Genomic DNA, 14,278 nt, shown 5'->3' with positions numbered 1-14,278 from the left:
TTTTTATACCATTTTATTTTCCTCTGGAGGAAATACAAAGGAGAATGATTAAGAAAATCATAAAAACTAATCGTGATAAATATAAATGTGAATTAGTTTATTGTTTGATATGATGAGGTTGAGTCGGCGGGCATTAGCTTGTCGGCTTCATTTTATTTTAAGATATAAGATATCTTACCCTTCTGATATCCAAGCATGGGCAAAATCAAGTCTTGTAAAATAATCGAGTGGCAAGTAGCCTCCTAAATATACTTGGAGAGTATCCATCACTTCATGGAAAGTATGCGTGTCGCTGGAAAATTTCGTGTAAACCAGATTAAAAACATAATGCCCTGCGAGAGCGAGTGCGAATAATTCATCAGTTGAAGCATCAGCTTCGCTGGCCAAGCGGTACATGCGATCCATCGTTCCGGATGGCCCGGCGCTTATCGGAATACAGTTTTCTCTGGCGAAAAGCGTCCACTTTTCTTTTTCTCTGAGAGATTGTGTGTTGTATCTTTTTTGCTCGGATTCTTCAAAGAGCCCTTCCACCGGAAATAATCTGCCTTCTTCGTTTTGCCTCAGATACGGAGTTTGAAACTTTCGCTTGCCTACTCGATCGCTGTATAGCTGAGAAGCTTGTTTGATGCTTGTGAAAATATCGTCATTGCCGCCGCAAGGATCTGCAAGAGTGGCTTTGTAGCAGGTTGCAGGAGATTGATCTGGAAATAATAAAGCGTGCATATTGGATAAGGCGCCGATTCCACTAAGCCAGTAGTTGACATTGTAAGGAGTGCCAATGTATCTCCAAAGCCCTCGATAAGACCTTCCTGCGACTTCCCAAAAGTTCCCCGACTCTTTCTTATTGCCTTTTAATTCGTCCAAATGATGTTTTTCTTTTTCTATAAACGTATATATTTTTCGGGCAAGCTTTTTTAGATGGTTATTCACTTTGAAGTTTTTGGAAATTTTTTCAGCCAGCATGGATTCAGAGTCTAAGTTTTCGGTAAAAGATACGTCTCCTTTGATGGCCATCATGAGCTCTTCCAAACTTTCATATTTTTTATGAAAACCTGTAGATAGTTGTACGCCTAGCAAATGATAAGGACCATGGCTTGTCACCCACTTTCTTAATAGAGCGACTTCTTCTTCATTCAGTACTTTTCCTTGGTTGAAAGGTGTTAATTCTTCAATCAAAAACGGGAGATCGTCTTCGGAATCATAAATGCTTGAGTCGATCTCGATAATTCTTTGGATGGGATGATTATTTTGCTTTGGGTTCCAATGGGGAGATTGTGCTTTGATCATTTTGGGATGATCGCTGGCAAATGTGGATTTGAGGCCTTTTCTGTTTAAGGATTTGGATCGATTGACTGCTTTTGATTCAAATGGCATCTTTAGGGTAATAAATTCAGGCCTTCGCTTAATAATTGAACCGCTGATGTTTGGATTTGTTGGGGTGCCTTTCGGGAAGATTTAATCACCTTTTAATAGTGTTTTTTTTTGTTGAAATTGCATTTTGTGGTATAAAAAGTGATGTGGATTTTATTTTTTTATAGTATAAGCATAAAACAATGTTTAGTTAGATAGCGATGTCTTTTAAGATACATTTTGCTTTATGAGCTATCTCTAAAATAAGAAACCTTAAATAATTTAGTTGTAAAGTGATGCATGCAATAAATAAAGTAGTTGATCATATTTATATAATTACTCTTGATATACATGGTTCAAGGAAAAGTAATCATAAATTTGACTTTGAAAGATTCCCTGGAGTAGATGGCAGAAAATTAAATGTCAAAGATTTGGAGAAAAAGGGACTGTTTGATAGCAAGCTAGCTAAAAAAGTTCGCATCAGTAAAAAAGACATGACGATGGGGGAGATAGGCATAGCTATGGCTCATAAAAATGTTTATTTAGATATTATTAGTAATAGTAGAGAAAGTGCTGTTATTCTTGAGGATGATTCTATCTTGTTGCCTGAAAATAGTAATTTTATAGAAAAAGTGTTTGCAGAGCTTCCTAGCGACTGGGATTTAATATATTTAGGTTATCATGATTTTCACATGTGGAATATGAAGACACAGGCAAAAACAATATTTGATTTTATTTTCGCTTCAGTAGGTCTAAAAAAAATGAAACCTAAAAATGTCTGGAACAGGTATGCAAAACCATTTTCAAAACACTTAAAAATTGCAGGGTGCAGCAATGGAACCTATGCTTATGGAATAAGTAAAAAAGGTGCCGAAAAGTTACTAAATATTCAACAGCCCGTTCATCAAATTTCAGATCATCTAATCAAAAATGCAAGTATGAAAAAGGAGATCAATGCTTATCTTGCTGTCCCTCCTCTTTTTGCTCATGACTATGAATGTGAGTCAACAAGAGAGCTAATTGATTCTTGTAATTAAATTCTTTGATAGTGTGCAATATTGAGTAATAGCTTACTTCTTTAGATAATAAATGAGAAAGCAAATTTGTAGTCTGACACTTACAATCGATTTTTCTTACATGTATAAAACTATTTATGATACAAATATCTGATGCAATGCTCAGAGTCGAAAAGTGGCAAAAGTGTTTTTGCTTCAAATAATGTTTAATTTTCTCTGTTTTTATCACTGTTACCTCTCCAAAAGTATTTATAAAATGGGGTGGGTCAAGTGCTAATGATCAGAATATGCTCAACAAATCAGAGGCCTGTTGATTTGCTTATGTTGGAGTGTCAAGCAAGGGAATTTTCAACTTGGTTGCAAATCAAATGTCAAGGGAAATATGAACAATATTTTTCAATGAAAGAAATGACTATAACATCTTGATTGATTAAATTGGAGGCATTAAAAGATTATTAGCAATCCAAATAATTATAACTATGAAAAATTTATTCAGTATTTTGATTTTGAGTCTATTTGCGACTTTCGCGATGGCTCAAAGTGAAGATGAGAAAATTGAATTGAAAAATGTAGAAGCTTCTTGCGGACAATGCAATTTTGGCTTGGAAGGCAAAGGCTGCAATCTTGCTGTCAAAATAGATGGGAAGGCTTACTTTGTGGATAATGTGGGAATCAATCAACATGGCAATTCTCATGGAGAACATGGCTATTGCATGGCGATTCGCAAAGCAGATATTAAGGGTAAAATAGTGGATGGTAGATTCAAAGCTAAAAAATTTGATCTTCACCCGGCTAAATAATAATTGGCACTTATAAGAATATTTGATAAAGCCGTTCTGGGTTCAGAACGGCTTTTTTATGCTCAATGAAATAGGATTTTGTGTAATTTGTTATTTTTCAGTTGCTTATATTCTCTTTTTGGAACGATGTGATTTTCAAAAAACAAAATTAAAAGAAAAACTTAAATGCAACAATGTTGCATTTAAGTTTTTAAGGCTATATATTGCACTCAAATAATAACTAAATCACTACGAAATGATTCGGACACATTTAAATGTATTTAAGGTGCTATTTATAGCTTTGTTGGTATGGGGATGCGATAAGAGTGAGGATCCGTTGGAAGTTGAACATGATGACCACGTTGAAGAAGGGGAACATGCATTTGTCAGATTATTGATTAGTAATGAAGATGATTCAAACTTGTCGTTTTTCAATCCTTCAACTGGAGAGTTTGAGGAATTTAATGCCAAGTATGTCAAAGGCAGTTTGTACGCATCATCTTCCAAAAGATATGCGGTGATAACCCATAGGGAAAATGATTATGTGGAGTCGTTTGATTCTGGCATAGAAGCTCATGGAGATCATGCTCATTCAGGAACGGCTAAAATAGGAGGAATGCATTCGCATGCGAGCAAGCCTACGCATGTGAAATCCAAGTTAGGAGAGTTTTTGGTTTTCAATGACGGCTCGGGAACTTTGTCTGTAGGAAAAGAGTCTAGAATTGGCAGGGATGAGGAAATGAGAGAACTTGATTTGGGCTTGACAGCTCATCATGGAGCGATGGCAGCCTTCAAGAATGGCAATTATGCTGTGACAGAAAAACTTGGTGATCCGGGAGGCCTTCCTGAACAAGTTATTTTGATAAATGGCGATGGCCAGAGAGTTGAGGATTTCGAGTCTATTGCAACACCGGGCATTCATGGTAGCGCGTCTAATAACGATTTGGCTGTTTTTGGCTCAGTTGCGGGTGTTTTGATCGTGCACGATGATGGAAAACAAGACATTATAGAATATCCGGAAGATTTCGCTGAATCTTGGATTGGCTCTTTGATAAGCACGTATGATGCAAATAAATTCTTGGGTGCTGTGAGAGGCAAAGGAATGTATATTGTCGATGTGGAGGCTAAAAGCATAAGCGAGCTTTTGATGCATGACAATATATTGAAAACTGCGGTTAGCACTGACAAGAAGACGATTGCTTTATTGTTGCAGGATGGTTCATTGATTTATTTTGATTTGGAAAGCAAATCGGAAGTGTTTAATGAGCAAGTGATAGGAGCGATTCCTGTTCAAGAAGGACATGGGAACACGAGCCCTCAGCTGGCGCTTTCAGCTAAGTATGCCTACATTTCCGATCCGGCAAGTAAGGAACTTTTGCAAATAGATTTGGAGCATCCAGACGATGTAATGGTACATGAATTGGATCATGTTCCATATAGTTTGATAACATTGGGAGCTGAGACTAGCGAGGAGGATGCTCATTGATGATTAATCCAAAATAAATAGTAGTATATAAATTAGGGGATTCAATCTACTTTACTCAGTATTAAAGATTTCATGTGCATATTTGGTGTTTGATAATTTGTAAAAGTAGGATTGTGGCACTGCTCTTTGAGCAGTGCTTTTTTTGTTAATTGATTCATCTTGTTGAAACTTGCTAACAAGTTTTCAATAGTTATTCAATGTTTTTAGTCTATGCTTTCATCGTTGAATAAAAAGTTTGAAGATTATCAATCTTCAGATTCTCCGAACTCTTTGATCCATTTGTACTCTTTTTGCTTAGCTTTCCATCTTGAGCGGGCGTATTCCTGCATGTCTGTGACCGTGTCTTTTTCATCGATAATTTCAAAGCCTAAAAGGGTTTCTATGATGTCTTCAAGAGTTACTATGCCATCCATTCCGCCGTATTCATCGATGATGAGGGCGATATGTTCTTTTTTACTGAGCATAAGTTCCCAAGCATCATAGATCGGGACAGAATTGGGCATCACGATGATTTCTCTTTTGATATCCTTGAGTTGCAGTTCGTTTTGATTTTCCGCAAGTTTCTCAAAGACTTCATATCTGAAGATATAACCGGTGATATTTTCTTCATTTTCCGAATAAATAGGAATCCTTGAGAATCTCAAGCTGGCTTTGCTCTTCATGAACTTTTTCAAGGACATGTTTTGGTCTGACACTGATACGACTACTCTTGGCGTCATGATGTCCTTGACTTTCACATTTTTTAGCTTGATCAGGTTTTGAATGATCTTGTTTTCTTTCTCCTCAAAGATGCCTTCTTCTTTGCCAATATGGGCAAGAGCGGAGATTTCTTCCCTGCTGGTGGTTTTGTCCGAAGTATCGCCGGAGATAAGTTTTGTGATGATCGCCGATAACTTGACTAGAGGATATGTGATGAAAATCAATATTTTGAGTACGGGAGCGGATGTCAATATGAGTTGCTTCCAATAGCGAGCGCCGATGGTTTTAGGGATGATTTCTGTCAATACAAGTATTAGAATAGTCAGTATAGCCGAGACAATGCCGAAATAAGCCTCTCCGAAGACAATTGTCGCTTGAGCGCCAACCCCAGCCGCTCCGATGGTGTGAGCCACTGTGTTGAGCGATAGTATAGCCGAGAGAGGCTCGTCGATGTTTTCTTTGTAATGCAAAATGCTTGAGGCGGATTTCTCGCCTTTCTCTTTTTGTATTTTAAGATAATGAATCGGAGTTGAGAGTAAAATGGCTTCTAGTATAGAGCATAGAAATGATGTGAATAAGGCAATGCAAAGATAAAAAATCAGTAGCCCCATGGCATATTAGTAATTGGTTAGAGTCATATTAACGATTTAGCAAGGGGTAAGTTGGGCGAATTCTCTTCTTGCGAGACTTTTTTATCATCTATTTTTAGTCAACGTATTCAACTATCAGGCAATTATTGCCTTTGATGGTGATGGACTTGATTCGCATGCCCATTTCATCAAGGTGATCGTTAAGCATAAACACGCTGGCTCTGCCAATGGTCGAACCCAATAAGGCGTAACATTCTTCTGTTCCATATTGAAATTCTTCTTGTGTAAAGGAGTTAAAAGAAGATTCTCCCTCTAATGCCATTAGCATGGTAAGTAGCGTTTCTTTGTTGGTAATATCCGCTAGGATGAGTTTTTGAGGAAAAGCCGACGCGGTACTGGCATGAGGATGTTGCTTTAAGGCCCATTGATATTGTTGCCAGAAAATTTCTGAATTGTTCAGTCCTTCGCCTCTCTTTCTGGCAATATCAAACAAATTTCCGTCGGAATAATCCGGCTCTAATGTCAAAGGACTGAGGGTGACCGCGAAGTTATGTCCTCCAGTTAGTTCTCCTTTGTCTAGATCTACCGTATTTCTGTAGTTCATTTTTTCCTCTGGCAGCGCTTGAGCTTTGGATCTCGAAGCAGGATCATGTGAATCAAGCCCAACACTTCCTATTCTATAAGTACTTTCATTAGCTTTTTCCAGTTCTCTGGTGAAATAGTTTTTGTGGAATTTTTCTGTATAGGTTTTTCTCTTTTCGGTTTGACTATCGAGCCAATCTTTGTTTTTAGGATCGGTCTGTAAAGTTTTTAAGTTGCTTTCCAATGGTTGGCAATACCTCTTGCCGTTAGCGAGATTTTTTTGATAAGTTGAGACAGCGCTTTCCCAGCATAATCTCATTTTCTCTTGGCGGTCAATATCCATTTTCAACAATGATCCCGGCATGAAGCCCATGGCGTTTAGATAAAAGCTGAGCATTTCAAGCGAGTCTTTGGGTTGGCTTTTCATCATTTGAATCGCCGGGGGGGATTTTTGAACAGCTTGAGCTCCTCCGAAACGTGCTTTTCGGGCATTGGATTGGTGGCTGGTGTTTTGGAGCAAAGCTTTTGATGCGATCATATAAGAAGAATAACGCATTAGGGATAAAAATGCTTTAAAGAGCCGTCAGATTTTTGAAGGAAATAAAAAAGGGAAGCTTATTGAAAAGCTTCCCTTATGATGATGTAATTTATGAGTAGTTTAATTAAACTCGGATTTATTTAGTCATCGAAGGAGGAACCGCATTGGCGTCCGCTCCCCAATTCTTGTTAGGCTTTGATCCCATCTCAAATACGATTTCGCCTCCATTGGCAAGTTGTTGATGTGTGATAAAGCTCTTATTCAATGGCTGGCCGTTTAGAGTCACTGATTGAATGTAGAAATTCTCTTTGGATACGTTGTTTGCTTTGATGACAAATGATTTGCCATTGTCCAGATTGATCGTTGCTTCTTCGAAAATAGGCGTTCCGATCACATAGCTTTGATCCGCTGGGTTAACCGGGTAGAATCCAAGACTAGAGAAAACATACCAAGCTGACATTTGACCGCAATCTTCATTGCCTACGATGCCTTCAGGTGTTGGCTTGTGCAAGTTAGAAAGAATGTATCTAATGATTTCTTGCGTTTTCCAAGGCTTTTGAGCATAGTTGTATAGATACGCAACGTGATGGCTAGGCTCATTGCCGTGTACATAAATTCCTTTTAGACCGCTGATCCACTCAGGGAATCCGCCTTCCGGAACAGGATGCTCAGTGTTGAACAATTCGTCAAGTTGGTTTGAGAATTTCTCATTTCCTCCCATCAATTCGATCATCCCTTTCACATCTTGAGGAACGAACCAAGTGTATTGCCAAGCGTTTCCTTCCATGTAGTGATGGTTCTTGTAATCGATTGGGTCGAATCCTTCAGACCAGTTGCCATCCAAATCTCTTGCTCTCATGAAGTTTGAGCTTGGATCGAAAGTATTTTTATAATTATTAGCTCTCTTTGTGAATTGCTCGTAGATATCTTGCTTGCCAAGTTCTTTTGCCAATTGAGCGATACACCAGTCATCGTAAGCGTATTCCAATGTATAAGAAACAGAAGTTTCTTGCTCGTCTTGCGCTGTGTACCCAAGCTCTTTGTAAGACTTAAGGCCAAGTTGATCTTGCATTGCCGATTTTACTAAAGCTTCCAAAGCCAATTCAGCGTCGAAGTTTCTGATTCCTTTCATGTAAGCGTCAAGAATCACAGGAGCTGTATGGTAACCAAGCATGCAATTGGTTTCGTTGCCGGCAAATGACCATACAGGCAAAAGTCCGGATTCTTTGTAATGAGCCAACATGGAGTTGATCATGTCATTCACATTATCAGGCTGAGTGATAGTGAATAGTGGGTGTAAAGCCCTGAAAGTATCCCAAAGCGAGAAAGTGTCATATCTTTTGAAGCCTTCAGCTTTTTGAGTATTCCCGTCAACGCCTTTGTATTCTCCATTCACATCGCTGAATGTGGTAGGAGCCATCATTGTCTGGTACATTCCTGTATAGAAAGCGATTTTCGCTTCTTCATCATCGGTTTTGATCGTGATTTTAGACAATGCTTTTTCCCAAAGTTTATGAGCGTCCAAAGCAACTTGCTCGAAGTCAAAACCTGAAAGTTCAGCTTCCATATTTTGCTTAGCGTTCTCTATGCTGACAGAGGAAATAGCCGTTTTTACTAGAATTTGCTCGCCTTTTTTAGTCTTGTAGCTAAAGTGAGCGATGCCGTTTCTTTTCTTTCCATTGATATCGAATTCTTCAACTTCATAAGCATCGAAAGGCTTTGAAAATACTGTGTAAAAATACACTCTTTGGTCAGGAGCCCATCCTTTGGAGAATCTTTTTCCTGCGATCGTTTGATTATCGATGATTTGAATGTCGGTATCCATCGTCGCGTCCCAGTTCATCGCTCTTTTCAAATCCAATTTAATTTGAGCTTGATTAGATTCTGGGAAAGTATATCTTTGAAGGCCAACTCTTTCAGTAGCTGTTAATTCCACATCAATATTGTAGTCGTCCAAGTGTACTTTGTAGTAGCCTGGCTTAGCGGATTCTTTGTCATGGCTGAAAATAGAGTATACGCCAAGTTCCTTTTTTCCTGTTTGGGCAGGCTTGGTATAAGGCATGAAAGCTACATCATAAAGGTCTCCAACACCTGTTCCGCTGAAGTGTGTATGGCTGAAGCTTGCAATCGTGCTGTCATCGTAATGGTATCCTGAGATACGATCCCAACCACTAGTGCCATTGTCGGGACTTAATTGGACCATTCCGTGAGGCACTGTAGCTCCAGGGTACGTATGCCCCCAGCTTCCTGTTCCTACAAAAGGATCAACAAAAGATGTCGGATCTTCTTTCTCGATGATTTGCTTGCTCTCTTGCTTGGTAGCGCAGGACATTAAAGCTCCTGCTAGGCCGAGAGATAGAAATATTTTTTTTAATGACTTATTCATGTTGTTCGGTTATAAATTTCGACTCTTGCGCAATGAGACACAAAATCGAATAGGTCGCATTGCTATGATAACGGGTAATTACGGTTGGCATTGAGCGACAAGTGATTTTTATCACTCAATGCTTCTTCAAAGTTTCATTTTATAAGCTCTGAAGCTCGTATGTTTCGCTATTTGCTGTCTTTCAGTTTGAATTCCAGCTTGGCGCCATTTACTAGTTTAGAATGATCTATGAAGTAAGAGTTGTGAGCCTTGCCATTCACATTAAGTTGATCAATGTAAATCGAGTTCTCAGAATCCCTTTCAGCTGTGATTTCTATCTTTTCTCCGCTATAGTACTTGTTGTCAAGGTGTATTGTCACTTTGTCGAATATAGGGCTAGTGATAGCGTAATCCATATCCGCAGGACAGTAAGGGTAGAATCCCATCATTGAGTATACTAGCCAAGCAGACATTGTGCCTGTGTCGTCGTTGCCTGGAAGACCTTCAGGCTTTGTCGTGTAGTGCTCATTTACAAGGTCGTTAACAGTCTTTTGCGTTCTCCATTCTTCGCCTTTCACAATATTGAAGAAGTAAGGATATGCGATATCCGGCTCATTTGCCATATCGAACAAGTCATTGTCGAAGATATTTTGCAGTTGAGAAATGAATGTTTTATTTCCTCCAGTCATTTTTGCCAGATTTCTGATGTCATGAGGCACCATGAAGGCGTATTGCCAAGCTGTTCCTTCCACGTAACCAACAGTATGTTGGAAATTGGCACCTGATAGTGGATCAAAAGGCTCATACCAGCTTCCGTCAGCGTTTTTAGGACGGATCATATTCATTTTCTTGTCGAATAAATTCTTATAGCTTTTCGATTGCTTCATGAATCGCTTGTAATCATCTTTTTTGCCTAATTCCATGGCAAGCTGGGCAGTTGAGTAGTCTGCGATATTGTATTCCAAGGTAGTGGAAACAGATCCCCAAACATTATGTCTTTTGCTCTCAGCCTCAGTGGAAATATACCCTTTGCTAAGGTAATCTTCATTGCCCGGTCTGATAGGATTGAATGAGTCTTCATCTCTGCCAGCTTCCGCGCTCTTCATTATAGCTTCGTAAGCTCCATCCACATCAAAGTCTTGAATACCTCTTAAGTAAGTATCTGCGATTACAACCGCTGCTGGATCGCCCACCATTGTGAATGTCTCAGTAGAGTTAAGTTCCCATTTAGGCAACCATCCATTTTCATAATACATGTCCACCATGCTTGAAGCCATGTCAGATTGTTGTTGGGGGAAGATTAGCGACATTAATGGGTGCAAGTTTCTGTACGTATCCCAAAGTGAGAAAACTGTATATCTTGATTTGCCCGCTTCCAATTTGCCTATATTGCCTGTTCCTACCTCAGGATATTCTCCATTTACATCATTGAGAGTATTAGGGTGAATCAGCGTATGGTAAAGTGCTGTGTAGAATTTTACTTTATCATCGTGAGTTCCGCCTTCTACTTCTATCGTTGAAAGAAGGTTGTTCCAAGTTGCTTTTGATTCTGTTCTGATATCCGCGAAATCTTTGTCAGCAGTCTCCGCCTTAAGGTTTTCTCTAGCGTTTTCTATGCTCACATACGATACGCCGACTTTTACTTCAATATCGGTAGCTTCTTCAAGGTTGTAAGTGAAGTAGGCGCCAATACTGTCTCCAGCTACATGCATTTTGTTGAATTTTGACTGGATCAAGTCTCCATTGTAGGGAGCGAAGCTTTTCTCAAAACCTGTGATTTCTTTGAACTCTTTCCATGTGCCGTATTCATCGGCAGGTTGCGACAATTCCATTACGAAATACACGGGGTATGTCGTGCTAGGGTCGTTGTAGCAAAATCCTCCAACCATTTTAAAACCTTCCAATTCTGTGGAGGAGTTGATTTTTAACATTCCACCTTCGATATTGGTCAGGTTAAGCCCCAAATTCAACAAGACATTGGCTTGACCTTTTGGGAAATGATATTTTGAAACTCCTGATCTAATCGTGGAAGTCATTTCCGCAGTCGTATTGTACTTGTCAAGCTTGACAGAATAGTAGCCCGCTTTGGCAGTTTCTTCAGAATATGTAGAACCGTAAGTGTATGGATCGAAATTTAATTCTCCCGTAGTTGGCATCAATAATATAGCGCCTAAATCGGGACAACCCACGCCGCTTAAGTTGACATGGCTGAAGCCAGTCATGAAATGATTGTCATTCCAGTAAGGAGTGGAGTTCCAGTCGCTGTCCTTTTCATGCTTATTGCCTCCGCCGGCAACATTGAAAGGAGATACGGATACCATTCCTCTAGGAGCTATAGCTCCCGGATTTGTCGCTCCATAATTGAGCGTGCCTATGAATGGATCTACGTAATCAGCTGGAAGGCTCTGCGAGAATGCTTGGCTCATCCAGGCGGAAAGTAAAAATGGCAGGATCAGTAGTTTCTTCATGATCTAATATGTTAGGAGACTTGTTAATTCAACGGCTTCAAATTGCAGTTCGCATGTGCTGAGCTGCTTTTTTGAAGTAACAAAGGCAAGGATTTCTCCTCGCCCCTGTAACCACTACTAAACTTATTTTTGATTAAAAAAAGGTCTGTTTTCAGTGTTCGTAGCCCATGCCGTATTTGGCTTAGGACCCATGAACAGTTCTAGTTTGCCTCCATTCATGATTTGCTCATGAGTAATGAAGGAATTGTTGTACTCTACTCCGTTCAGCTTCGCTGATTGGATGTAGATGTTTTTCGCTGAGTTGTCATGAGCAGTCATTTCGAAAGTGTTTCCATTTTCCAAAGGAATGCTTACATGCTCCATCTCAGGGCTACCCAAAGCATATATTCCGCTCATTGGATTCACAGGATAGAATCCCATGGAAGAGAACACATACCAAGCGGACATCTGTCCACAGTCTTCGTTGCCAGGAAGTCCATGAGGAGTATCGTCAAAGAAAGTGCTCATGATACGTCTGGTCATTTCCTGAGTTTTATAAGCTTTGCCAGCGTAGTTGTAAAGGTAAGCTACGTGATGGCTAGGCTCGTTTCCTTGGGCGTATTGTCCGATCAATCCTGTGATATCAGGAGACGAACCTTCTAGTAATCCCGAATCAATGATGAAAAGAGAGTCTAGCTTTGTGACAAAAGCTTCGTCGCTTCCAAACAATTCGATCAATCCTTTGACGTCATGAGGAACCAACCAAGTGTATTGCCAAGCGTTTCCTTCGCAATAATCATCGTCTCTGTGAGATGATTTTACTGGATCAAATGGGGTTCTCCATGAGCCATCTGCCATCTTGCCTCTCATGAAGCCTGTGTTTTCATCAAAGTAATGCTGATAAGCTTTTGCTCTTTGACTGAATATTTTATAATCTTCTTCTTCGCCTAGGGCTTTAGCCATTTGAGCGATTCCAAAGTCGTCGATAGCGTACTCCAAGGCTTTTGCTACGGATTCGATTTCTTTTTCCGCAGGGATATAGCCTATTTCCTTGATGTATTTCAAGCCTCTTTCATCTTGAAGAGCGCTTGCTTTGATCGCTTTGTATGCTTTATCTACATCAAAGCCTCTGAATCCTTTAAGGTAAGCGTCGACAATTACGGGCACTGCGTGGTATCCGATCATTGTGTTGGTTTCGTTGCCCATAAGCGACCATACTGGCAATAGTCCTGTCTCGTCGTATTGCGCCAGCATAGAGTTGATGAAATCATCCACTTTTTCTCTTTGCACGATTGTAAATAGAGGATGAGACGCTCTGTATGTATCCCAAAGCGAGAATGTCGTGTAGTTCGTGAATTCTCCGTTATGAATTTCTCTGTCTGATCCTCTGTACTTACCATCGATATCATTGAAAGTCATTGGAGCAAGAAAAGCATGATACATGGCAGTGTAGAAGGTTCTTAATCTTTCCTCATCGCTGTGAGTAGCTTCTATTCTGGAAAGCTCTTCATTCCATATGTCTTTGGCTTCTTGTCTTGTTTGCTCGAAACTCCAGTGAGGAATTTCAGCGTCAATGTTTTTGCGAGCATTTTCAATGCTTACAGCGGATATACCAACTTTGATGTCGATAGTTTCTCCATCTTGTGTATTGAAATCAAATTTCGCTTTTACGAATTGATCCTTTAATTCGTGATTATTTTGAAAAACGGTGTCGCTATATAGATTGGCTTTTTCAAACGATTTCGAAAATTGAGCGACAAAGTAAACATTTTGCTCGTTGGCCCATCCTGTAGAATGTCTGTAGCCTTCGATAGTTTTATCGTCCAATACTTTGATATAAGTGTCTTTGGCTAAATCCCAACCAATTCCATCTCTCAAATCGATGATGATATTGGACTCGTCGGATTTAGGGAATGTGTATTTATGGTAAGCCACTCTTTGCGTGGCAGTCATTTCAGCTTTGATGTTGTAGTCCAGCAAGTCTACAGAATAATAACCAGGCTCAGCGACTTCTCTGTCATGAGTGAATCGAGATCTGAATCCAGTATCTGGGTTGGCGATTTCTCCTTTGTTCATGCCATTATCGCCTACAGTAGGCATAATAAGCACATCGCCAAGGTCTCCGATGCCGGTGCCGCTAAGGTGCAAATGGCTGAAGCCAGCGATAGAGCTGTCAGTGTAATGGTAACCAGAACACCAATCCCAACCATTGTTGAAATTTGACGGCCCTACTTGCACTGCCCCAAATGGAATCATGGCAGAAGGATGCGTATGGCCGTGCCCATCTGTGCCTACAAGAGGATTGACATACTTTGTCAGATCCCTAGGCTGGGATTTTTCGACGCTTTGGGGGCTTTTGCATGATACAATAGCCAAAAGTGTCAAAGACAATAAGAGCAGTCTATTTGACATAATGTGAAAATTTA

9 protein-coding genes are annotated in these 14,278 nt (G+C 39.9%); 3 read left to right on the top strand and 6 right to left on the bottom strand.

Annotated elements, in window-relative coordinates:
* Positions 1–174 precede the first annotated feature (174 nt).
* Positions 175–1,374: a hypothetical protein gene (locus tag AABK36_RS14835; RefSeq protein WP_309938109.1), complete on the bottom strand. Its 1,200-nt coding sequence runs from the start codon at positions 1,372–1,374 to the stop codon at positions 175–177.
* A gap of 272 nt (positions 1,375–1,646) precedes the next feature.
* Between AABK36_RS14835 and AABK36_RS14830 the strand changes: the two genes are divergently transcribed.
* The 3 genes from AABK36_RS14830 (at position 1,647) to AABK36_RS14820 (ending at position 4,631) form a co-directional block, all read left to right on the top strand.
* The gene (locus AABK36_RS14830; protein WP_309938110.1) at positions 1,647–2,387 is read left to right on the top strand and encodes a glycosyltransferase family 25 protein; all 741 of its coding nucleotides are present in this window, start codon (positions 1,647–1,649) and stop codon (positions 2,385–2,387) included.
* A gap of 458 nt (positions 2,388–2,845) precedes the next feature.
* Positions 2,846–3,166, top strand: a complete 321-nt coding sequence (locus AABK36_RS14825; RefSeq protein WP_309938111.1) for a DUF6370 family protein — start codon at positions 2,846–2,848, stop codon at positions 3,164–3,166.
* Positions 3,167–3,401: 235 nt separating this feature from the next.
* On the top strand, positions 3,402–4,631 hold the full coding sequence (locus AABK36_RS14820) for a hypothetical protein (protein WP_309938112.1): 1,230 nt from the start codon (positions 3,402–3,404) through the stop codon (positions 4,629–4,631).
* A 245-nt stretch (positions 4,632–4,876) separates the two neighbouring features.
* On the opposite strand, the gene AABK36_RS14815 is transcribed toward AABK36_RS14820, so the two are convergent.
* The 5 genes from AABK36_RS14815 to AABK36_RS14795 all read right to left on the bottom strand — a co-directional run bounded on the left by AABK36_RS14815 (position 4,877) and on the right by AABK36_RS14795 (position 14,264).
* Positions 4,877–5,941, bottom strand: coding sequence for a CNNM domain-containing protein (locus AABK36_RS14815; RefSeq protein ID WP_309938113.1), 1,065 nt, complete (start codon positions 5,939–5,941; stop codon positions 4,877–4,879).
* 94 nt (positions 5,942–6,035) lie between these two features.
* A complete protein-coding gene (locus tag AABK36_RS14810; protein WP_309938114.1) occupies positions 6,036–7,040 on the bottom strand; it encodes a hypothetical protein in 1,005 nt (334 codons plus the stop codon).
* Positions 7,041–7,176: 136 nt separating this feature from the next.
* Positions 7,177–9,426, bottom strand: a complete 2,250-nt coding sequence (locus tag AABK36_RS14805) for a GH92 family glycosyl hydrolase (RefSeq protein WP_309938115.1) — start codon at positions 9,424–9,426, stop codon at positions 7,177–7,179.
* A 167-nt stretch (positions 9,427–9,593) separates the two neighbouring features.
* A complete protein-coding gene (locus tag AABK36_RS14800) occupies positions 9,594–11,873 on the bottom strand; it encodes a GH92 family glycosyl hydrolase (RefSeq protein ID WP_309938116.1) in 2,280 nt (759 codons plus the stop codon).
* A 123-nt stretch (positions 11,874–11,996) separates the two neighbouring features.
* Positions 11,997–14,264, bottom strand: coding sequence for a GH92 family glycosyl hydrolase (locus AABK36_RS14795; protein ID WP_309938117.1), 2,268 nt, complete (start codon positions 14,262–14,264; stop codon positions 11,997–11,999).
* Positions 14,265–14,278 lie beyond the last annotated feature (14 nt).

Origin of the sequence: Aureibacter tunicatorum (assembly GCF_036492635.1) — a bacterium.
GTDB classification, from domain to species: Bacteria; Bacteroidota; Bacteroidia; order Cytophagales; family Cyclobacteriaceae; genus Aureibacter; species Aureibacter tunicatorum.
This window is presented reverse-complemented; position numbering and strand designations above follow the sequence as displayed.